The organism is Defluviimonas aquaemixtae (assembly GCF_900302475.1).
Lineage (GTDB): Bacteria > Pseudomonadota > Alphaproteobacteria > Rhodobacterales > Rhodobacteraceae > Albidovulum > Albidovulum aquaemixtae.
The window spans coordinates 41,174-62,742 of the sequence record NZ_OMOQ01000003.1; the positions used below are offsets into that span (position 1 = coordinate 41,174).

At 64.3% G+C, this 21,569-nt stretch carries 22 protein-coding genes; 14 read left to right on the forward strand and 8 right to left on the reverse strand.

Features of this window, described 5'->3' with window-relative positions; all coding sequences use genetic code 11:
• Window positions 1–108 precede the first annotated feature (108 nt).
• On the forward strand, window positions 109–978 hold the full coding sequence (locus DEA8626_RS15280) for a YcaO-like family protein (protein WP_108854116.1): 870 nt from the start codon (window positions 109–111) through the stop codon (window positions 976–978).
• The gene (locus DEA8626_RS15285; RefSeq protein WP_108854117.1) at window positions 975–2,915 is read left to right on the forward strand and encodes an AfsR/SARP family transcriptional regulator; all 1,941 of its coding nucleotides are present in this window, start codon (window positions 975–977) and stop codon (window positions 2,913–2,915) included. The genes DEA8626_RS15280 and DEA8626_RS15285 overlap by 4 nt, the downstream gene beginning before the upstream one ends.
• Here the strand turns inward: DEA8626_RS15285 and DEA8626_RS15290 are convergent.
• Window positions 2,891–3,382, reverse strand: coding sequence for a hypothetical protein (locus tag DEA8626_RS15290; protein WP_108854118.1), 492 nt, complete (start codon window positions 3,380–3,382; stop codon window positions 2,891–2,893). The genes DEA8626_RS15285 and DEA8626_RS15290 overlap by 25 nt on opposite strands.
• 193 nt (window positions 3,383–3,575) lie before the next feature.
• On the opposite strand from DEA8626_RS15290, the gene DEA8626_RS15295 reads away from it, so the two are divergent.
• From DEA8626_RS15295 to DEA8626_RS21620, 7 genes are all read left to right on the forward strand, one after another.
• Window positions 3,576–3,830 carry a hypothetical protein gene (locus DEA8626_RS15295; protein WP_108854119.1) on the forward strand — a complete coding sequence of 85 codons (255 nt, stop codon included), beginning with the start codon at window positions 3,576–3,578 and terminating at the stop codon, window positions 3,828–3,830.
• A gap of 181 nt (window positions 3,831–4,011) precedes the next feature.
• Window positions 4,012–4,368 carry a hypothetical protein gene (locus DEA8626_RS15300; protein ID WP_108854120.1) on the forward strand — a complete coding sequence of 119 codons (357 nt, stop codon included), beginning with the start codon at window positions 4,012–4,014 and terminating at the stop codon, window positions 4,366–4,368.
• A gap of 3 nt (window positions 4,369–4,371) precedes the next feature.
• Window positions 4,372–6,432 (forward strand): hemopexin repeat-containing protein, encoded by a 2,061-nt coding sequence (locus tag DEA8626_RS15305; RefSeq protein ID WP_108854121.1) that lies wholly within the window; start codon window positions 4,372–4,374, stop codon window positions 6,430–6,432.
• Between the two features lie 42 nt (window positions 6,433–6,474).
• A complete protein-coding gene (locus DEA8626_RS20865) occupies window positions 6,475–7,035 on the forward strand; it encodes a hypothetical protein (protein WP_146188883.1) in 561 nt (186 codons plus the stop codon).
• Complete coding sequence (locus DEA8626_RS15310; protein ID WP_108854122.1) at window positions 7,007–7,591, forward strand: GNAT family N-acetyltransferase; 585 nt, start codon at window positions 7,007–7,009, stop codon at window positions 7,589–7,591. Before DEA8626_RS20865 ends, DEA8626_RS15310 begins: the two co-directional genes overlap by 29 nt.
• A 162-nt stretch (window positions 7,592–7,753) precedes the next feature.
• A complete protein-coding gene (locus DEA8626_RS15315; RefSeq protein ID WP_108854123.1) occupies window positions 7,754–9,142 on the forward strand; it encodes an esterase/lipase family protein in 1,389 nt (462 codons plus the stop codon).
• Window positions 9,143–9,148: 6 nt separating this feature from the next.
• The gene (locus tag DEA8626_RS21620; RefSeq protein WP_108854124.1) at window positions 9,149–11,851 is read left to right on the forward strand and encodes a S8 family serine peptidase; all 2,703 of its coding nucleotides are present in this window, start codon (window positions 9,149–9,151) and stop codon (window positions 11,849–11,851) included.
• Between the two features lie 299 nt (window positions 11,852–12,150).
• On the opposite strand, the gene DEA8626_RS15325 is transcribed toward DEA8626_RS21620, so the two are convergent.
• From DEA8626_RS15325 to DEA8626_RS15335, 3 genes are all read right to left on the reverse strand, one after another.
• Window positions 12,151–12,363: a hypothetical protein gene (locus DEA8626_RS15325; protein WP_108854640.1), complete on the reverse strand. Its 213-nt coding sequence runs from the start codon at window positions 12,361–12,363 to the stop codon at window positions 12,151–12,153.
• Window positions 12,360–12,533 carry a LacI family DNA-binding transcriptional regulator gene (locus DEA8626_RS15330; protein WP_108854641.1) on the reverse strand — a complete coding sequence of 58 codons (174 nt, stop codon included), beginning with the start codon at window positions 12,531–12,533 and terminating at the stop codon, window positions 12,360–12,362. The genes DEA8626_RS15325 and DEA8626_RS15330 overlap by 4 nt, the downstream gene beginning before the upstream one ends.
• Window positions 12,534–13,073: 540 nt before the next feature.
• Entirely contained in the window at window positions 13,074–13,613 is a 540-nt protein-coding gene (locus tag DEA8626_RS15335) for an invasion associated locus B family protein (protein WP_438502440.1), read from the reverse strand.
• A gap of 179 nt (window positions 13,614–13,792) precedes the next feature.
• Between DEA8626_RS15335 and DEA8626_RS15340 the strand changes: the two genes are divergently transcribed.
• Entirely contained in the window at window positions 13,793–14,773 is a 981-nt protein-coding gene (locus DEA8626_RS15340) for an asparaginase (RefSeq protein WP_108854643.1), read from the forward strand.
• Window positions 14,774–14,789: 16 nt separating this feature from the next.
• Here DEA8626_RS15340 and DEA8626_RS15345 read toward each other — a convergent pair whose 3' ends face one another.
• From DEA8626_RS15345 to serB, 4 genes are all read right to left on the reverse strand, one after another.
• The gene (locus DEA8626_RS15345) at window positions 14,790–15,101 is read right to left on the reverse strand and encodes a YciI family protein (RefSeq protein ID WP_108854125.1); all 312 of its coding nucleotides are present in this window, start codon (window positions 15,099–15,101) and stop codon (window positions 14,790–14,792) included.
• Window positions 15,102–15,119: 18 nt separating this feature from the next.
• On the reverse strand, window positions 15,120–15,557 hold the full coding sequence (locus DEA8626_RS15350) for an SRPBCC family protein (RefSeq protein ID WP_108854126.1): 438 nt from the start codon (window positions 15,555–15,557) through the stop codon (window positions 15,120–15,122).
• On the reverse strand, window positions 15,557–15,886 hold the full coding sequence (locus DEA8626_RS15355; protein ID WP_108854127.1) for an ArsR/SmtB family transcription factor: 330 nt from the start codon (window positions 15,884–15,886) through the stop codon (window positions 15,557–15,559). The genes DEA8626_RS15350 and DEA8626_RS15355 overlap by 1 nt, the downstream gene beginning before the upstream one ends.
• Window positions 15,887–16,035: 149 nt before the next feature.
• On the reverse strand, window positions 16,036–16,908 hold the full coding sequence (serB, locus tag DEA8626_RS15360) for a phosphoserine phosphatase SerB (protein ID WP_108854128.1): 873 nt from the start codon (window positions 16,906–16,908) through the stop codon (window positions 16,036–16,038).
• Window positions 16,909–17,062: 154 nt separating this feature from the next.
• Here serB and DEA8626_RS15365 point away from each other — a divergent pair, with 154 nt between their 5' ends.
• The 4 genes from DEA8626_RS15365 to DEA8626_RS15380 all read left to right on the forward strand — a co-directional run bounded on the left by DEA8626_RS15365 (window position 17,063) and on the right by DEA8626_RS15380 (window position 21,436).
• On the forward strand, window positions 17,063–18,220 hold the full coding sequence (locus tag DEA8626_RS15365; RefSeq protein WP_108854129.1) for a phosphoserine transaminase: 1,158 nt from the start codon (window positions 17,063–17,065) through the stop codon (window positions 18,218–18,220).
• A 107-nt stretch (window positions 18,221–18,327) separates the two neighbouring features.
• The gene (gene serA, locus DEA8626_RS15370) at window positions 18,328–19,923 is read left to right on the forward strand and encodes a phosphoglycerate dehydrogenase (RefSeq protein WP_108854130.1); all 1,596 of its coding nucleotides are present in this window, start codon (window positions 18,328–18,330) and stop codon (window positions 19,921–19,923) included.
• Window positions 19,924–20,017: 94 nt separating this feature from the next.
• Entirely contained in the window at window positions 20,018–20,626 is a 609-nt protein-coding gene (locus DEA8626_RS15375; RefSeq protein WP_108854131.1) for a dimethylsulfonioproprionate lyase family protein, read from the forward strand.
• A 69-nt stretch (window positions 20,627–20,695) separates the two neighbouring features.
• Window positions 20,696–21,436 carry a metallophosphoesterase gene (locus DEA8626_RS15380; protein ID WP_108854132.1) on the forward strand — a complete coding sequence of 247 codons (741 nt, stop codon included), beginning with the start codon at window positions 20,696–20,698 and terminating at the stop codon, window positions 21,434–21,436.
• The last annotated feature ends 133 nt before the right edge of the window (window positions 21,437–21,569 follow it).

Sequence of the window (21,569 nt, forward strand, 5' to 3'; positions counted from 1 at the left end):
GCCCTGAAGAATGTCTACCCGACTTCGTCGCCCGACTCACCTCTCGGAGACTGGCCGCAGATTGGTGTATTGTGGGGCGAAGGCCCGCAACCATGAGTGGAACAAGGTGTGCTTTCGGGACCGCTTCCAGACGTATCCGGACTGTTCTACGCCGTCGACGTCGTCCGATCCGGCGATGCGACGATCAGCGCGACCGGGATCGATGAGACGCCAGCAGGTGCACTCAGGCTTTGTGCATCGGAACTGGTCGAGCGGCTCGCGTGTTCCGGGTCGAACGTGGAGCCGGCAGATACTGCCGGGCGCCGTGTTTCAGGAATGGGGATTGCCGCAGGCCCGACCCAAGCATTCGCGCGCGAGCGCGCGCTCCTCGAGGCGCTTGAGCGCCTGGCGGGGTGCATGTGGTGGAACGGACGGCTCGCCTCCGCCGCCCCGTCGTCTGACACAGTGGCCGCCGCGGCCGGCCTGCGTCGCCGTTGGCGGCGGCGCAAGACACGGCGAACCGATATTCTGGAATTGCCGCTGACGGGATGCGCAAGGATCGTAGCGGCGGTATCCTCGACCGCCGACGGACGCGGTATTTGTATCGGGCTCGCCGCCCGTCGGACCGGCTCGGAGGCCGCACGTGGAGCACTGAAAGAACTGCTGCAGATGGAGTTCGGCCTGCAAGTGATCAGCTATCGCCAGGCGAACGGAATCGCGCCCTCTGCGCGGGAGGCTGCGATCTTGGAGAGAGCGGACAATCTGCTGCACGCGGACTGCGCGCCGCTGATTCAAATGGTTCCGCGGATGCCTGCACCCGATGTGACCGACCAGAAGGAAGAACTCTACGAACGATTGCGAGAAGAGGGCTACATCGCCGAGACACGGAGGATCGCAAGACGGAACGGGCTTTTCGTGACTCAGGCCACGGTTGCCCGCCATTGGGACGTGCCGGCCGGGGCGCCAGGGCCTTGGGCACGCTGGGCTCTCTACCTATGACCGATCGGCGCAAGATGTATATCAATGTTACGACGCTCGGGGAGTTTCGGGCGAAGATTGGGGGCCGGGACGTCACGCCGGCCTCCGAGGCGGGACGGCTTCTCCTTGCCATAATGACGCTGTCCCCTGAGCGAAGGGAGAACCGAGGGCGGCTGGCCGCGATGCTGTGGGAGGATACCGGTGAGCAGCAGGCCCGCGCCCGGTTGAGGCAGGCGCTATACACGTTGCGTTCTGATCTCGGGCCAGACTGGGACGGACTCGCGGCGAGCCGCACTGTTGTCGCACTCGCGCCCGGTTCCATCCGAAGCGACATAGAGGCACTGGAAGCAGAGCTCGCGGAGGGCGATGTCCCCGACACGATATTTCTTGGCGATGCGTCGCCTTCGTCGCTTCTTGAAGCGCTACCCGAGCCAGGCCGCCTTTACGCGAGCTGGCTGGCGATACGTCGGCAGGCGCTGGAAAACCGGCTGCGCGAGCGTCTCACGGCGCTCGTGCGCGAAGGTGACGCGCATGAGAAAGCCGCGCGTGCGCTTCTGAACCTCGATCCTTCGGATGAATTCGCGGCTCGGCATCTGATCGGCCACCACGCGCACGAGGGGGATACCGGACGGGCGCTGAAGGTCTATTCCGATCTCTGGGATCACCTTGACGACGTCTATGGCATGGAGCCAAGCCAGACGACCCAGGATCTGATCGCCGCAGTGAAGATCGGAAAGATTGCACCGACTGCGACAGCGCAGCTGCCACCGGCTGCCCCAGTGCGGCTCGTAATCCCGCCGGTCGCCGCTCCGGCTGCCTACGACGAGGCGGGGCAACTCGCCGAACTCTTTCGTGCGGAATTGATCGGCCGGCTGTGTCGCTTTCGCGAGTTCGACGTGCTGGACGCGGCGCTGGTTGACGACGTCACCGGTGCGTATCGGCTGCAGCTCGCCGCCGCGTGGGTCGCTGGCCGGGCACGCCTGCGACTGACGCTGACGCGCACCCGGGACGGCCGCGTTCTGTGGAGCGACGACCGCAAAGACATCGCCGAACACTGGTCCGAACGAATCGCATCGGTTGCGGACAGCGTTGCGGCGGCATGCAGCCTTAACCTGTCGCGCGCGCGGCTCGCCGACATTCGCCGGTCCGGCCCGACGGAACGGACACTCGACCACTGGCTGCTCGGCCAGACGCTGCTCGACGAGTTCCGACCGAAATCGTGGGACGAGGCCACGCAGGCTTTCCGGCGCGCGATCGCGCTCGATCCGGATTTCTCCGGCGCTTACAGCAGCCTGTCGCAGGTCGAGAACATCCGCCATCTTGTCCATCCCGGACGCCTGCCGGATCCCGTCGGACTGGCCGAGAGCCGCGACCTGGCGAACCGCGCCATCGCGCTTGACCCAGGCGACAGCCGGGCACTGCTCTGCCGCGCCTGGGCGAGTATGCTGCTTGGGGACTTCGACCGCGCCGAAAGCGCATTCGCCGACGCCTACGATTGCAATCCGAACGACCCGTGGACGGTCATCTCCTGCGCCCTAGGCGCAGCGTTCGGAGGCGATCAGGTGCGGGCGGACGCGCTTGCCTGCCGGGCGCTAGAGGAGCGATGGACCCATGCACCGTCGGTCTGGGGATATCACGCGACGATCCGATTTCTGGGCGGCGACTACGCGGGCTGCGTCGCAGCGGCGGGCAATGCCGGTGACGGAATTCTTAACATCCCGGCCTGGGAAGCGGCGGCAGAGTTCCGACAGGGAAGGCTCGACGCTGCCGCCGCTGCCTGGAGCCGGTTCGAGAGCGCGGCACGGAAGCACTGGGCAGGCCAAGGAGCCCCCACGACGGCACGGCTTCTGGACTGGTTCGGCGGCTCGTTTCCGATCCGGTCACGACAGGCGCGGCATCTCTTGCGCGACAGCGCGACCGGGGCCGCGCAGGCCTACTTGCACTGCATGCAGCAATAAGATGCTAGATAGGGGTCCAGGAAGGTCTGAAGCGGGTCTTCGCCCAACCTGACGTCATAGGTTGCCGGGCCGGGGTCATTCACAGCATGTGTGATCGGGGCGCTGCCGGTTCTGCCTGCATCGGCATAAAGCGCGGGCACACGGATCTTGTCGCCGGCGGCAATCGTTGACTGTTCCTTCATGATCTCGACTTCGGGCATCAGAAAGGCCACCCGATCAGGTCGGCGAAAGACCAACTCCAAGTCGTCGATTCCATCGCGTAGGTGGTAGTCGTTCTGGTCGGGGTCGGGGCCTTCTGTCAGCCCGGTCAGCGCAGCGCGGAAGGCGTCAATGGGGATGACGCATGTGCGGTCGCCCTCCATGCGGTGGCCCTCGGGTCGCGTCTCGGGATCGAGAGACCAATCGCGGATAAGCGCGCCCAATACGCCCGCAGCCCGGTTCGTCCAAAGCGTCAGCGGGTTATCCATGACCAAACTCCTTTCGTGAAAATTGCGGGTTTTTATGCGCAGAAAGGATAGCACCGCTCGGACGCTCTCCAAAGTCTGCAGCCGGGAGCGCGCCGCTCCTATGACGTTTCTCTGACGTTTCGCAGTACGGACATGCGCTTTCCTGCGGTCGCGATAATTAGCGGCACATTATTCATTCTTGAGGATTGAACGCATGAAACATCATTTGCTTGTCGCCATGTCCTTAGCGGTGATCGCGGGTTTCATCGGCGCGGCGTCTCCGGCGAAAGAGACTCAGATCCCGGACGGGCGGGTCTTCAGCTTGGACGCAGCCGGCGACGAGGCGCCGGAAAACTTCGCGATCGACGCATCCCAGCCGAAGAAGGTGGTGATCACGTTCCCCGACGGAACCGCCATTACCGCGAGAAAGTGCCGGATCAGAAGCAACGGCACTTGGGTCTGCCGGTAACGGCGCCCGCAGGTGCCGCCGGTCCGAACGCTGCAACGCGTGGGTTCTGACAAGCGTGTAGGGGCCGTTGGCTGGCATCCCCCTCCCCCCCGGCTTGCCCAGCACGGCTTTCGGCACGATTTGCGGAGCCTCTGACCGGCGGCACCAAGACGTCTTTCCAAAAAACGATTGGAGATCTGACATGACACAGAATGTTCTATGCGTCGAAAGCCTTTCCGACCGCAGGGCGACCCGAACACTTCTCAAGCGCCTTGGCGTCAAGATCGTGCACGACAGCGGCGCGCGCCTCATGGTGATTGACGCACCTGACGATGCCGCGCGGCTGCGCGAGCGTCTGCCGGCGGGAGCCCAGCTTCTGCCTGTCGACAAGATCCCCGCTGCGCTGATCCGTGAAAGCGACCCACACGAAGCGCTGTTCGTCCGTGCGCTCAAGCTGCGTCAAACCAGGGCCTACCAAGAGGCGAAGGCGGCGCAGGTTCCCGGCGAGTCGCCCGAGGAACAGCACATCTTCTCGGCGCCCTGCATGGAGGAGGACTGAGCGATGGCCAACGAACGCTTGATCAATACGGTTTCGGTCGGCCTGGTCTTCGTCGGTGACAACGGCGAATACCGGATCACCGACGAGGATAAAACCCACATTATGGCCGAGGTGCAGGAGGGCCTCGAAGCGCTCGCCTCGAACGAACCCGCGGCGAATGTCGAGTGGATCTACAACAGCCTTTCCGTCAATGTCTCGGGCTACGTCCCATGGGAAGGCGCACGCTGGCCCGGCTGGCCCGAGACCTGGTACCGGGGCCCCGACGCGCTTCTGTGGTCGGACCCGAACGACAAGATCTATTGCTTCAAGGGCAGCGAGTACATCCGCATCGATCCGGCGAATGGCTGGCAGGTGGACCCGGGCTATCCGAAGCCGATTATCGGCAACTGGCCCGACTGGCCCGCGCATTTCACGAATATCAGCGCGGCCCTCTGGGGCGATCCGAACGGCAAGATCTACGTCTTTAAGGGCAACGAATACATCCGCATCGACCCGAGCAATGGCTGGCAGTTGGATTCGGGCTATCCCAAGCCCATCGCCGGCAACTGGCCGGGTCTTGACGCTGAGTTCGCCGACGGGATCGACGCGTGCCTCTTTGCCAAGGCGAATGGCAAGGTCTATTTCTTCAAGAAGTACCCGGGCGAGCCGCCGAAATACGTGCGGATCGACCCCGCGAACGGCTGGAACATGGATCCCGGCTATCCCAAGCCCATCGCCGGGAACTGGCCCGGGCTCGACGAGGTCTTTACCGGTCCCGGCAAGGGCCCGGCGGCGGCGCTCTGGGGCGAGCCCAACGGCAAGATCTACCTCTTCACCGACGACAGCACCGGCTGGGCGCGGATCGTCGGGCGCTATGTCCGGATCGACCCGGCGAACGGTTGGCAGGTGGATGACGGCTATCCCAAGCCCATCGGCCTGTCGGCGGGAGAGGCCGAACAACTCTGGCGCGAACCGGCGCTGACGCAGCTTGGCTTCGATCCGGGCTGGGACGGTGTCAAGCAGCTCTCGGACTTCTTCCAGAACGCGTCCGGTGCGCAATACGGCTATGTCGGGCTCTTCACCAAGTTCCCGACGGTCTGGCCGGCCTATGCCAAGAGCCCGCGCGTCCTGATGCGGAGGGGTGGCGATCCTGCAACCAGTTCATTCGTCGACTGGAACTCGATCAACACCATCTTTGCGCACGAGACAGGACACATATTCGGCGCACCGGACGAATACGGGTCGTCTGGCTGCAACTGCACCTCGCTCAGCGGGCGCTTCATCGAGGACGTGAACGGCAACTGCGCGACCTGCGCGACGACGCCGGAACCTTGTGTGATGCGATCCGGGGCGGCGAATTCCGCCTGCGACTTCACTCATGCGCATCTGGGCTGGCGCGCCTTCCTGACGGGCATCGACGCGGCGTTCTACAGCTTCCCAAACGACAAGATCTATATGTTCTCGAACGGCTACTACGCGCGGTTCACGGGCTTTGACCTCGATCCCGGCTATCCGCGTGAGGTCGACGGCAACTGCGTAGGAAACTGGCCCGGCGTGCCCGAAGAGTTCTACGAACTCGACGCCGCGGTCTATGCCAGCCGGAACCACCGGATCTACTTCTTCAAGGGCGACCAGTATATCCGCATCAACCCGTCTAACGGCTGGCGGGTCGATGCCGGCTACCCCAAACCGATTGCGGGAAACTGGCCGGGGGTTACCGGGACGTTCGCCAACAAGATCGACGCCGCGCTTGCGAGTCCGCCAAACGGCAAGCTCTATTTCTTTCGCGGTTCCGAGTACATTCGGATCGATCCGGACAATGGGTGGCAGGTCGACGAGGGCTACCCAAAACCAATCGCCGGAAACTGGCCCGGCTGGCCGGCGCATTTCACGCAAGGAATCAACTCGATTACCTGGAGCGAGTCCAACCAGAGGATCTACGTTTTCCGGGGCACGCAGTACATCCGCATCGACCCATCTGCCGGGTGGAACGTAGATCCCGGCTTTCCGCGCTGGATCAACAAAAACTGGATGCCCTTCCCCGAGAAGCACGAGATCGGCCTCGGCATCGAGGTCATCGGCTGAGGCAACACTGCATTTTTCATGACCAACTGAAAGGAGGCGACAATGCCGAAGAAATTTGCCAAAGCTCCGCCCAGAGGATCGCGTTACGGTCCGTTCCTGTCGGTGGGCGATCTGCTCGAGGTCAAGGCCGCCGGGCTGAAGGATACGGTCAAGGTCCAATTCCTGCCGCAGTGGGAAAGCTACGACGACCGGAACCCGGAAGCCGTGCTCAGCAAGCGGTTCCTGATGGCCGATCTGGGGATGGCCGAAATCTCGCGCGCCGAACTGAAAGGCATGGACGCCGCGGCCGAGAACCTTGCGAAGGCCCTACGCGAGCGGCCGGAAGAGATTCTGAAGATGGCCAACGCATTCGGCCCGTCGGGCACGCGCGAGGACCGTGAGTCGATCCCGGACCGCGCACGAGAACTCGGACTTGCGGCAGATACGGGTGGCGGCCCGGTTGCGATTTGGGTCGGCATCCTCCTCGCCGGAGCAGCAATCCTGATTTCGAGCTGCTGCAAGCGAACCGACAGCGATTGCGGCAGCAACGGAACCGACACCGACGACGACAAGGGCGGAGGAACCGGAGGATCGGATGGCGGATCCGGCACCGATACTGATTGACGCAAACAACCGCCAGACCGGAGCGGACCGGGGCCCAACGGTCTGCCTGGTCAGCGCCGCCGGGATCGACCCGGCGGCGCTTCAGGCCTTCTCTCGCAGGAATGCGTCACGCCTCGAGCGCTACTTTCCCGGCACGCTCCGGGCGGGCGACAGCTTGCAGGCTGCATGCGCCTTTCTCGACGGCCAAGCGCTTCGTGCGCGAGACGGGCGAGGTTTCCTGCTTTTCGTTCTCGTCCCCGAATGCGCGGAGCCTGCGGGACTTGTGGCGGTCACTTCGGTCGACCCGGACGCAGGGCTGTGCGAGATCGGGGGCATGATTGCCGAGCGATGGGAGGGGACGGGACTGATGACGAAGGCGATGCGATGCGCCTTCCGATGGTGTCGGACGGAGCTGGATCTCCGACGCGTTCGCTTTCTCATCGCTTCCGACAATGCGCGCTCACTCGCGCTCGCTGCAGCGCTTGGTTTTCGGCGAGAATCGCGTGCGGGCCGGCCCTTTCGCAAAGGAACGGTGTGGGAGGAAACGCTCGACTACTTCTGCCTGGATCTAGGCTGAGCTGCGAATGGCTCGGCCGACCTTGCCGATTTGGCAGTCAGCGGCGCCATGGAGGATTTCGGGCACATCGCCGATGCCGACTCATACCCGGCTGACGCGTCGCGCCAAACCGGATTTCGTGCTATCGTTGTCGATCAAATTAAGCTCGCGAGGATTTGAGCGATGCAGTTCGCCGTAGTCATTCCCGGCATTATGGGAACCCGACTCTATTTGCGCGATAGCCAAGGCAAGCGCGGCGATCAGGTGTGGCCGCCCACCCCGTTCGAAGCGACGTTCGGGTACAATCGGCTGACGGAACTGCAGCGCCCGGACCTTCTGGTGGGCGAGCCCATCGACAACGTGCTGTGCTACAACTTTTACAACCTGATTGACAGTCAGCTTGAGGACCTCGGGTTCAGGGCAGACGCCGGGCCCTCCCGCAGAATTAGCTTTGGCTACGACTGGCGCATTGACATCCTGACCACTGCCGACGCGCTGGCTCAGAAGCTGGGCGAGCTGCACGCCCAGGGCGCAACGGACATCGCCCTTCTCGCGCATTCGATGGGCGGGCTGATCGCGCGACTGATGCTTGAGGGCGGCAAGTTCGACGCTGAACCATGGTTTGGGAACGTGAGACTCCTCGCGATGATGGGCACGCCGCATATGGGTGCGCCGCTCGCGCTCGCCCGGATATTCGGGCGTGACAGCGCGATGGGAATCAGTGGCGCGGATTTCGCGAAGCTTGCGTCCAATCGCGACTATCCGTCGGGTTACCAGCTCATTCCGGCGCCGGGCGAAACCGCGATCTGGAACCTCGACAGCACCGATGTCGCACCGCTCGATCCCTACGATCCCGCCGTTGCCGCCGATCTGGGCATGGACAGTCAGCTCGTCGCGCGCGCCAAGGCGGTGCACGACGTGCTCGGTCAGGGCAATCGCCCGGACGGTGCGCGCTACATCTACTTCGCGGGGGCCGGCCACCGAACGGCGACGCGCATCAACGTGCGCCATCAGGCGGGCGTGCCGGTCGACCACAGCCGCTCTATCGTCACACGCACGCAGGCCGCTGGCGACGGAACGGTGCCGCTTTACAGCGCCCTGCCCGTGGCCGGCCAGCGTCAGATCGTCGTGAACGAACACGCTACGGTCTTTAAGGGCTTGCCCTTTCGCAAGGTGTTCTTCCGCCTCATGGGTGGGGATGCGGGTGAGCCGATTGAGGAACTGCCGGATGGAGAGCCGATCGCAGGGCCACGCCTGCACCTTTCGCTCGACGCGCCGGTCTACGACGAGGGCGGCACGATAGAAGTCGTCTGCAGCGTCACCGATCCCCGCACCGACAGCGGGCTGAGTACCGTCACTCGCATCGACGGCGCCCTGCACATTCAGGAAGTGGACGAGCAACAGGTGCCGAAGGGAGATCCTGTCGCCGTTCCAGTGAGCTACTCCGGCCCAGCCCTCTCGGTCCTGACCATTGTCGTGACGGAGCGGCTCGCGCCCGGTCTTTACAACATGCGGTTCGACGGGAACCCGCCATCTGGAACGCCTGCTGCGTTCTCTGTTCGGAAGGCGTGAACAGTCATGTTGCCACCCGAAGAACTTGCGTCGATCGAAACGGGACTGGCGCTTTGCCGATTGATCGCCGACGCGCCCGAAGCGCCGGCCACCGTCAGCAGCACGCTCACGATCGAAGCGCGGGACTTCGATAGCGGACGCGCGCTCATCCTGCGCGATGCCCGTCACCCGGTCGATTGGCTCCCGGACCTCGTGGGGGCGGGTGCGTCGGGCATGCGCACGTTCCACATCCCGATTGCGGAGGCGCTGCATCGGGCGGCGATCGCGCTGACGGAGGGCTCGGATGCTCCCGTCTGGATCACAGGGCACGGCCTCGGCGGCGCGTTCGCCGCATTCGAGGCGCTGGAGCATGCACGCGCCGGCAGACAGGTGACGCTCTGCACATTTGGCCAGCCACGCGTCCTGAACGCCGAAGAAATCGTGCCGGCCGGACTGACATGGCATCGCTTTGAAACGGCTGGCGACGCGATCCCGACCCTGCCTCAGGGCTTTCTGCATTCACAAGCACCGATCCTGACAAGCGACGAGGCGGTGGAAGAACCGCCTGATTTGGCCGCGTTGGTCCAGCGGATCGAGACGGTCAGGAAAGCGCACAGCGAAAAAGGGGCGGAGGGGGTGTCGTCTGTGGCGCAGTCGGTCGAGGGGTTGGAGCCAAGTCTAGCTGCGCATCGAATGGACGAGTACCTATCGGATATGTCGCGCATCATGCGCCGCAAGGACCGATTGTTCGCAGCCACGTTCGAATTCGAGGCCGAGGCCGCGATCCCTGCCGCTGCCGCGCCGCCGCTGATTCCCATGCCGGAACGCGAAGCCAATCCGTTCACATTGCCGGAATCCGGCCTCGGCGAGCCACTTGAGGAATCATCGGACGACTTCTTCGGCGACGGCGTGGCGGCCGAGACGTTCGAAGCGTCTGAATTGGCGCCGGAGGACGACGCGGACGCAGAATTTGAAGCTGCACCACCGCCGCCAGTTGCGGCGGCCGCAGAATCCGCCGTCGGAACGCCGAGCCTTCCGGTTCTCATCGCGCTCAATCGCGACGACTGGACGCCGCCCGAATGGGTCGACGTCCTGTCCGGTGTCGAAGAGTTCCGTGTCGCACGAGTGCCCGAAGACCGCCTGAAGGATCTGCGCGCGGATCCGGGCGTGTTCAACGTCGAGCTGAGCCGCGTGGCCGGAACGCTTGAGCTGAACCGCTCGGTTCCGATGGTCGGAGGCGACGCGGTCCATCGGCCCGATCTGAACGAACGCGGCGACCGCGCCGTGATCGGCGTCATCGATACTGGCATCGACATCCTGCACAACGCCTTCGGCGACGGTCAGGGCGGCAGCCGCATCCTCGCTGTCTGGCATCAGGGCGGGAGCAGCGGCCCGACACCGCACGTCGTCGATACGACGTTCGATGCCGATTTCGGAACACTTTACACCGCCGCGAAGATTGCGGAGCTGCGCGCCGGTCCGCCGGAGAATATTCCTTCTGTCCTGCGCGACAGCAGAATGCCGGACGCTGCGGACAACGGCCACGGCACGCATGTCGCCAGCATCGCCGCCGGACGCGCGTTCGACGCCGTCGGAGAGGGCATGGCGCCCGAGGCCGGGATCATCGTCGTCGTGCCGCATATCCGTGTCGGCCCCGGCGATCCGCCGAGCATCGGATATTCGGCAAGTCACGTGAGCGCACTCGCCTTCCTGCGCAATGTCTCGGGCGGCGCGAACGCGATCCTGAACGAGGCGCGCCCGATTGCCGTCAACATCAGCATGGGCATGAACGCAGGCGCGCATGACGGGATGACGCCGCTTGAAACGGCGATCGATGTCATGACGAACAAGGGCAAGATGCCGGGCTTTGCGATCGTGAAGTCCGCGGGCAACGAGGGCACGACGAGCCGTCATGCCCGGGTCGCTCTGGCAAACATCGGCAAGACGGTAAGCTGGAGGGTTGATGAAAACGCCGGCTCGTCCCTCCTGTATCTTGAGGCGTGGTATTCACATCGGCACGTCGTTCGCTTCACGCTCGTCGGTCCGGAGGATTCGGGGGACCTTACCTGCGAGGGCGAAGGTATCTTCACGGGCCGGGTCGGCAACGCGATCTGCCGGATGGAGCTCAGCCACTACAGCGACGAAAACGCCGACAGCCAGCTAACGATCGAAATCCGGCAGGACCAAGTGCCGATCAAGGCCGGCACATGGACGCTTGCCATTAACAGCGTCGCGCTCGGCGGGGCGAACCGTGATTTCGACATTTGGTTCGAGAATGATGCACCGAACAGCGTGACCTTCGTCGAGCCCGATCCCAAGATCACGCTGACCGTTCCCGGCACGGCAGATTCCGTCATCACGGTCGCCGCCTGCACGAAAGACGACATGCCGGTTCTCGCAGATACCTCGTCGGCCGGCCCGACGCGAACCGGAAAGGTCGTCAAGCCCGACATCTCGGCGCCTGGACGGTCGATCGTCGCGGCGCGGGCGGGGACTGACGATCCGAACGCATCGATGCCCAGAAGCGGCACCAGCATGGCCGCGCCGCATGTGACCGGCGCCGCGGCTCTTGTCATGTCGGCGCTCTCGAAGCAGGGCAAGGTTATCAGCGCGAACAGCCTGCGCGCCAAGATGTCGGACACGGTTCATAACAGCGACGGCGTCCATGACACGCGGGCGGGCTACGGCGTCCTTAACGCCGAGGCGTTCTTCCGGAAGGCGACGAACTGACGCGCGCCGGACGCCTAGGCTCGTGTGCGACCGACCCGACAGGGACGTCGCTTTTGCAACGTGACGCGCGATGAGGTCCGCGGATCCATCATGACCTGCGAAGCGTTGCGACCTGCGCCCGCGATCACTGCCTTGTCCTCGACAGGTACAAAGCTTACCTCACCGCCGCCCAAATCCTCCTGCGCCACCTCTCAAGGAGCCGGCCGTAGAACCGGAAGCCCGCACAGCTCCCCACGGCATCGGCGGGCGTGATGTGAAGCACCTCGATGGAGTGCGGGAGAACTCGCGCAGAAGAAGGGTTACTCTTCCTCCTCCTCGGCTCGGAAGTTTTCAGGGTCGAAAGCGATGAAGAACTCGTAGAAACAGTAAAGTCCTACGGCCCCGAACAGGATCGTCCAGAAGACCGATCCTGTCACCAGCTCGACCCCTGCCCAGCCGAGAGCGAGAGCTGTCACCAATATGCGGACCCACAGCGGGCGGAAAAATGGCGTTCGAAGATCGAAGAAACTCATGCCGTCCATTCCATGCCGGCCGCCCCGACCATGTCGCGCAACCCCTTGTCATAGACGCGGCGAACCGTGCCTAGGCATTCCTGGCCGTGTCCGTTCAATACGCGGGCGACGGGTGCGACGCTAACCCCGGCTCTCTGTGCAATATCCGCGATGGTCGGTCGATTGGCCAAGTCTTGTCTCGGGGAATGATGCAAAACCTGCATCGTGAATGCCAGTATCGAGAGTTCTTTAGGGAAATCCAATCACGTCCTTGGAGCTTCGTTGTTCGGCATCTTGAGTTCTGACCGCCCTCCGGAAGCATCAGCGGATCCACGGCCAAGCTTGATTGCAGCCTTCTGGGTTCCGATGCAGCGCGCGTGGTCGCCGGCGGTTCAGGTTGCAGCAAGGTCGAGAACGAGGACACCGCGACGGAGATTCGGAGATTCGCGAACGGGGCGCTGAGATCGGAGCAGGGGTCCTGCAAGATGCCGACGGGACCGGAGCATCCACCCTGGAGCCGCTCTGTGCCGGTGTTGGGGCATCAGCTTGGCTTTCTCGATCACAAGACCGTAGAGGCGGCTGAACTTCTGTCTGCGATCGCCGAGAAGCGCCTCGCTTATCTGTCAGCGGAGGATGCATTCGACGTCGAAAGTGCGATCCGCGTCATCGCAGGCAGCTTCACGCGAGAGGGCGCGCATATCACGACCGACGCAAGGCGAGCAGCGCCGCGGTTACCCCGTGCAGCGCTTCGCGGCCTCGTCCAGCGCCGCGCTCACGCCCAGAAGCGAGAATGTGTCCTGCGTCTGGGTGCCCCGGCTCGACCGCGCCGTCAGCACGGCTGAGACGCCCGCCTTTAGCGCGTCGATGATGCGGGTATCCTCCTCCGCCGATCCGGACCACGCCCACTCTCCGTCGGTAATCAGGTCGAACTTCGTCCCCCCGATGTCGAGATTGACGGTCGAGCCGCCGGCGAACGGATAGCCGCCGGTGAAGGATACCTCACCCTTCGCGCCCGGGCGGTATGTGACGAACAGCAGAATGTCGCCGCGCCGAACCGAGACGGCCTGTCCATCGCGGGTGTTCACCGTTTCCTTGGGGGCGGAGACGCCCCAGCATTCCTTCGGTTCGTCCTCGACGAAGACGCTCCAGTCGGTCTCGGCCGCCACGCGGTTTGTGGACACCTGCGCGACCGCCCCTGCCGTCGACCAAATGAATGCCACGCCAAGCGACAGGAACATGGCGCCGGCCTTGCGCGAAGCTCGTGAAATCATCGTACTGCTGCCTCCAGCTGTCTTGCCCCGTTGTGCCAGCCCGACGTGCCGTTTCGGCGCTTTTCGGATGGCGGAAGGCACCCTGACCCGATATGGACCTCTTATCCCGATTTCGCTCCGGGGGAAAAGACCTGGCGGCATAAAATCGCGCAATGGTGAGGCTTATGGCGGCGATACCGATGATTGAGCTCTGGCGGGGCGGCATTCTGGAAAGCGTACATTCGGGCCATGCGGTGATCTGCGACGACCGGGGAGAGATCGTCGAGGCCTGGGGCGATCCCGACGCGGTGATCTTCCCGCGCTCATCGTGCAAGATGATTCAGGCATTGCCTCTGATCGAAAGTGGGGCGGCCGATGCAGCGGGGCTCGACGAACGACGGCTGGCTCTGGCCTGCGCCAGCCACAACGGCGCGGCGATTCATACCGAACCGGTTGCGCGCTGGTTGGCCGATTTGAATTTGGGTGATGCGGACCTGCGCTGCGGCCCGCAGATGCCGGATGATTTGCCGGCGCGCAGAGAGCTGATCTGTTCTGATAACGCGCCCTGCCAGCTTCATAACAACTGTTCCGGCAAACATGCAGGCTTTCTGACCCTGACGCGGCATCTGAACGCAGGACCGGAATACGTCGAACTGGACCATCCGGTGCAGCAGGCGGTTCGCGCGGCATTCGAGGACGTGACGGCGCTTGGTTCGCCCGGCCACGGAATCGACGGCTGCTCGGCCCCCAATTTCGCGACAACCGTACATGGCCTTGCCCGCGCGATGGCATTCTTCGCAGTTGCCGATCCCGAAGGTCCCCGGCGCGAACGCGCCGCCGCGCGGCTGACGCGCGCCATGACCGCTTTCCCGGAGCTTGTTGCGGGTGAGGGACGCGCCTGCACGGCGTTGATGCGCGCCACAGGCGGCAAGGTCGCGGTCAAGACCGGGGCCGAGGCGGTGTTCGTCGCCATCCTGCCCAGCCTCAGGCGGGGCGTCGCGGTAAAGATCGCCGACGGTGCGACCCGCGCATCGGAGGCAGCGATTACCGCGCTACTGATGCGGTCCAGTGTGCTCGACCCCGGTGACCCGGTCGTCGAGCGTTACCTGACCGGCCCGATCCTGAGCCGTCGCGGCTTCGTCGCCGGGGAGATGAAACTAGCGTCCGGCTTCGCCGCGTGACTTGCGCGAACCGCGCCTACATCTCCATCGCCTCGGCGACTTCGACCGTGCCTCCGGCGTCGAGGATCGGGCAGCCTTTCGCCATCTCGCAGGCCTTTTGGATATTGTCGGCCGTAACCAGCGTATAGCCCGAAAGCGGGTTCGACCCGCCGTTGTCAGCCACGCCAGACGGTGAGACGGTCTTTGACATGCCAACGGGATTGCCGCCATCGACCACGGACGTTCCCATGCCCTGCAGCCACGTCATCCACGCCGCCATGACCTTTTCGCCCGCTTCGGGCGTCTCGGGCTTGGCGCCGCCGTGATAGGCGAAGACGAATTTCGGCATGTTTTCCTCCCTTGGGTTTCAGGCTGGGGCGAATTGCCGCTCCAGCTTCTTCAGACACGAGATCCAGCCCGCGTAGTGCCGCTGCGCGGCCTCGGCATCCGCGAGTTCCATGTGGTCGAGGATCAGGCGCGCGCGCTCGTCCTCAAGCGGGCTGACACTGAGCGTCACATGGCTTTCGGGGCCGCGTTCATCTTCCTCGTCGTGCCACGCCCAAGTGAATCCCACGGACATTTTCGGCCGCACATGAGTGACCTCTCCCGAGACCTTGAAACGGTTGCCCTCGGGGCTCTGCATGATCGAGAACCACGGGCCGAGCCGCGTGAAGTCAAGCGTGTGTTCACGGATCGTGAACCCGTCGGGTCCCCACCAGTGCAGCAGACCGTCGGTCGTGGTTACAAAGTCCCAAAGCTCGTCTACCGAAACATTGAGGTCGCGTTCGAGTCGGATGTCGGACATCAGAAACTCTCCGTCCTGCGGTTCTCGATAGCTGCTTCCAGCCGGTTCAGGCTTCCTTCCCAGAAGTCGCGATGCGCGATGACCCACGATGAAATCGCCTGGAGCGATTCCGGCGCGACGGCGTAGATTCGGCGCTGGCCGTCAATGCGCTGCGTCACGATCCCGGCTTCGCGCAGGACCTTGAGGTGCCGCGAGATCGCCGGTGCCGTAATGTCGGCTACGTCAGCGAGGTCTCCCGCTGACTGTTCGCCCTTGCCCAGGAGACGCTCGACGATGGAAAAGCGGGTCTCGTCGGACAGAGCGGCGAAGAGGGCGGGCAGCTGAGGCATGAGAGGATTATTTCTGATTCTATTAATTAACGCAATTGTTAATTAAATGTTTCGCCAGTCGCCTTTTGTCTAGCGCCCTCAGCCGGGTATCGGACATTGGGGTCGCCCCGGCCTGAAGCCTTAGAAACAGAAAAAACTGGTCTTCTCTCTCACGCGAAATCGCCCGCCGCGTAGCCCTGTATGTAGAGCAGCGCAGTCAGATCGCCACGATTGATGCGGATGTCGCATTGCGCCGCAACGGAGGGCTTCGCGTGCAAGGCGACGCCCGTTCCCGCGAGACCAAGCATGCCGAGGTCGTTCGCGCCGTCGCCGACAGCGATTACGTCCTCGTGGCCGATCCCGAGTTGTGCGGAGATTTGCTTTAGGGCGGTCATCTTCGCCTCGCGTCCGAGAATCGGGCGCGCAACGTCGCCGGTCAGCCGGCCGTTTTCGACCAAGAGTATATTGGCGCGGCTTTCGTCGAAGCCGAGATGGGCGGCGACGACCTCGCTGAAGGCGGTGAAGCCGCCCGAGACGAGGACCGCATGGCCGCCGTTCGCCTTCATCGTGGCGATGAGCTCGCGGCCGCCGGCGGTGTAGGTGATGCGTTCGGCGAGGACCTGCGCGATCACCGTCTCGGGAAGGTCGCGCAGCAGCCCGACCCGCTCGAGGAGTGCGCCTTCGAAATCGAGCTCTCCGTTCATCGCGCGCGCGGTGATGTCGGCGACGCGGGCGCCGACTCCGGCCATGTCGGCGAGCTCGTCGATGCATTCCTGCCCGATCATGGTGGAGTCCATGTCGGCGATGAGCATCTTCTTGCGCCGCCGCTCGGCCGGCTGGATCACCAGATCGACGCCGATGCGCTGAAGATCTTGCCAGACCTGCCAGCGGTTTTCGGGAATGTCTTCGACGTCGAATTCGGCGGCGATGCCGGGGTTCAGCCATTCAGCGATGCCGCCGCCCCAGGCATCGCGCAGGGCTTCCACCGCGGCGCGGTCGAGATTGGCGCGGGCCGGGTCGGCGAGAAGGGTCACGGCGTGCATTGGGGGAGTTTCCGATAGTGGACGCCCGGCGTCGCTTTTTGTGGTTCAAGCGGCGCTTTAGATCACTTTTCCAGCTTGTGCCAGACCTCGGCCGCCGCTATCTCGGCGGTGGGACACCCCTCCCCAACGAGGGGCGCTTATCTGGAAGGATACCATGTCTGATCTGACGATCCCGGCCGCGCGGCCGGTCAATCCGCGCTTTTCATCCGGCCCCTGTGCCAAGTTTCCCGGATATTCGCTGGATATGCTTGCCGACGCGCCACTCGGCCGGTCGCACCGCGCCGCGGCGGGCAGGGCGAAGCTGAAGGAGGCGATCGAGCTGACGCGCGAGGTGCTGCGGGTCCCGGCGGACTACCGCATCGGGATCGTGCCCGCCTCGGATACCGGCGCGGTCGAGATGGCGATGTGGTCGCTTCTGGGGGCGCGGCCGGTCGAGATGCTCGCCTGGGAGTCGTTCGGCGAGGGCTGGGTCACGGACGCCGTCAAGCAGCTGAAGCTCGATGCCACCGTGCGCAAGGCGCCTTATGGCGAGATCGTGGACTTCGCCGAGGTCGATTTCGACAAGGATGTGGTCTTCACCTGGAACGGCACGACGAGCGGCGTGCGCGTGCCGAACGGTGATGCGATCTCGGCGGATCGGGCGGGCCTCACGATCTGTGATGCCACGTCGGCGGCCTTTGCGATGCACCTTCCGTGGGACAGGCTCGATGTCGTCACCTTCTCCTGGCAGAAGGTGCTGGGCGGCGAGGCGGCGCACGGGATGCTGATCCTCTCGCCCCGCGCCGTGGAGCGGCTGGAAAGCTACACGCCCGCCTGGCCCCTGCCGAAGATCTTCCGGCTGACGAAAGGCGGCAAGCTCATCGAAGGCATCTTCGCCGGAGAGACGATCAACACGCCGTCGATGCTCTGCGTCGAAGACTATCTCGCCGCGTTGAAATGGGCGAAAGGGCTCGGCGGCCTCAGGGCGCTGATCGCGCGGGCCGACGCGAACGCCGAGGCGGTGCGCGACTTCATCGCGGACAAGGACTGGATCGCCGATCTGGCGGTCGATCCGGCGACGGCGTCGACGACGAGCGTCTGCTTGAAGTTCACGGATCCGCGCATCGGCGACGGCGCGGCCTTTGCCAAGGCGGTCGCGAAGCGACTTGAGGCGGAGGGCGTCGCGCTCGACGCGGGTGCCTATCGCGACGCGCCGCCGGGGCTTCGCATCTGGTGCGGATCGACGGTCGAGACGTCCGACGTTCAGGCCCTGATGCCCTGGATCGAGTGGGCCTACCGATCCGAGATCGCGGCACTTCAGGCCGCCGCCTGACCGCGGCTGCTCCGGACCCGATCCGGGGCCTCATTCCCAACCGACAAGGCGGTCCCGCATCAAGATCCGGACTGCGTTCCGCGAAACCTCTCCCAAGGATCCCAAAAATGGCTCCCAAAGTACTTGTATCCGACAAGCTCTCCGAAACCGCCGTCCAAGTCTTCCGCGACCGAGGGGTCGAGGTCGACTACTTGCCCGATCTCGGCAAGGACAAGGACGCGCTCCTCGCGCGGATCGGCGACTATGACGGCCTCGCGATCCGATCCGCGACGAAAGTGACAGAGAAGCTGCTGGCCGCCGCCGACAGGCTCAAGGTCATCGGCCGCGCCGGGATCGGCGTTGACAATGTCGACGTTTCGGCGGCGTCGAAGAAGGGCGTCATCGTGATGAACACGCCCTTCGGCAACTCCGTTACGACTGCGGAACACGCGATCGCGATGATGTTCGCGGTCGCCCGGCAGCTTCCGGAAGCTTCGGCCTCGACCCATGACGGCAAGTGGGAGAAGAACCGCTTCATGGGCGTAGAGCTTTTCAACAAGACGCTCGGCGTGATCGGCGCGGGCAATATCGGCTCTATCGTCTGCGACCGGGCGCTGGGCCTGCACATGAAGGTTATTGCCTATGACCCGTATCTCTCAGAAGAGCGGGCGAAGTCCATGGGTGTCACGAAGGTCGATCTGGACGAGCTTCTGGCGCGGGCGGATTTTATCACACTGCACGTGCCGCTGACCGACAAGACGCGGAACATCCTTTCGGCCGAAGCCATCAGCAAGACCAAGACGGGCGTGCGCATCATCAACTGCGCACGCGGCGGTCTCGTCGATGAAAAGGCGCTTGCCGAAGCGCTCAAATCTGGCCGGGTCGCCGGCGCAGCCTTCGACGTCTTCGAGGTAGAGCCGGCGACGGACTCGCCGCTCTTCCACCTCCCGAACGTCGTCGTCACGCCGCATCTCGGCGCCTCGACGTCGGAGGCGCAGGAGAACGTCGCAATCCAGGTTGCCGAACAGATGTCGGACTACCTGCTGACCGGCGCGGTTCAGAACGCGCTCAACATGCCATCCGTCACCGCCGAAGAAGCCGCCGTCATGGGGCCGTGGCTAAAGCTCGCCGGGCATCTCGGGGCGTTCGCGGGACAACTCACCGACGAACCGATTAAGGCGATCAACGTGCTTTACGACGGCAATGTCAGCCACATGAACCTCGATGCGCTGAACTGCGCCGCCATATCCGGCATCATGAAGGCCACGAACCCGGACGTGAACTTGGTCTCGGCCCCGATCATCGCGCGTGAACGCGGGATCAAGATCGCGACGACGCGGCAGGAAAAGGGCGGCGTCTTCGAGGGCTACATGAAGCTCACGGTCGTGACCGGCAAGCGCGAGCGCTCGATCGCGGGCACGGTCTTTTCCGACGGCAAGCCTCGTTTCATCCAGATCAAGGGCATCACAATCGATGCCGAGATCGGGGCGCATATGCTTTACACCACGAACCGGGACGAGCCGGGCATTATCGGCACGCTCGGCCACACGCTCGGCGATGCGGGCGTTAACATCGCCAACTTCACGCTAGGCCGCTCCGCGCAGGGCGGCGACGCGATAGCGCTTCTCTACCTCGACGAGGCGCCGAACCCAGAGGTCCTGAAACAGCTCGAGGCGACGGGCTTGTTCCAGCAGGTACGTCCGTTGGTGTTCGACGTCGCCTGAAAACGACGCCTTCCGCGTCGCTCCTGTCAGAGCCTCGGCAGGGGTTCAGGGTGCATAGCAGTGTCCGGTTTCCTCTCGGAAAGGGACGACTGCGATGCACCCGCCCGTTTTCGACGCGCTTCTGGACTCGCTTGCCGACGTCTACCGCGCCGAAGGGCGCGACGCGGCGGATCGGACGGCCCAAACACTGCTGACCACGCCCGCGCCGGAGGCGTTCACTGTGCAGCCCCCGTGCGCCCTTGATATGCTGATCCGCGGGCTGCTCGCGACCTCCGATCATCCGGCTGCCGTCGCTGCGCTCTGCGCGCAGGTCTACATTCCATGGGGCACCAACCCCGTGGCCGACCGGATGAGCGGCGAGGCCGCCGCGATCTGCGCAGTCACGACGCTCATGGGGCCAGAGGGGCCGATCCCTTCGCCGGATCATCGGCTTGGCCTCTTCTACCAGCGCCCCGACAGCTACTATGCGCTGCACAACCACGATGCCGACGAGACCTATGTGATCCTTGCCGGCGAGGCGCTCTGGACGGCGGGTGACGACATTCGCATCCGTCGGCCGGGCGACTACATCCATCATCCGAGCCGCATGCCGCACGCGTTCCGCACCGGCCCCGAGGGTGTCCTGGCGCTCTGGCGTTGGAGCGGCGACGTAAACACCCATTCCTATGCCTTCCTGCCCGATCCCGAACTGCGTATCGCCTGAGCCCGATGCTTCGGTTGCGCGTGCCTGTGCACCACGATACGGTCCGCGCGGTTTTGCGAAGGGGCACTCATGCGGATATACGCGGTAGGCGACGTCCACGGCCATCTCGACAAGCTCGCTGCCGCGCATCAGCGGATCGCCGCGGATCGTGAGCGCGTGGGTGACACGGGTGCGCCGGTCGTCCACATTGGCGATCTCGTGGACCGCGGGCCCGACAGCCGCGGCGTGATCGAGCATCTGATCCGGGGCCAGGAAGCCGGCGAAAACTGGGTCGTGCTGAAGGGCAATCACGACCGCATGTTCGAGCTGTTTCTGGCGGACCCGGACAACCACGATCCGGGCCTAAGGGCGCATCTGCACTGGGTGTCGCCAAATCTTGGCGGCGCGGCAACGCTGGCCTCGTACGGCGTGGAGGCGGCCGGCGAGCGTACGCTGTTCGACATCCACGAGACGACGCACGCTGCGGTGCCCGAGCGTCACGCCGCTTTCCTGCGCGATCTTCCGATCTATTGGGTGGCGGACGGCGTCGTCTTCGTCCATGCAGGTATTAGGCCCGGCGTGCCACTTGCAGAGCAGGCGGAAGACGACCTGCTGTGGATCAGGGACGAATTCCTGAACGATACGCGCGACCATGGCGCACTTATCGTCCATGGGCACACCCCGATAGAGGCCGTCACCCACTACGGCAACCGCGTGAATATCGATACCGGCGCGGGCTACGGCCGGGCGCTGAGCGCTGTCGTGATCGAGGATGGACGGGCCTGGCTCCTGGCCGGAGAGGGGCGGCTCGAAATTCCGCCCCTGCGCTGATCGGCGTGACCAGGCAGAGCGCGCGTCTCGCGCGCACGTCATGTCTCGCCGGTCCTGCTTCGGCAGAGCCGGCTCGGGCGGTGCGATTGCCATTGCGGAGGGATCGGTGCTTTATCTCCGGGATCGTTTGGAG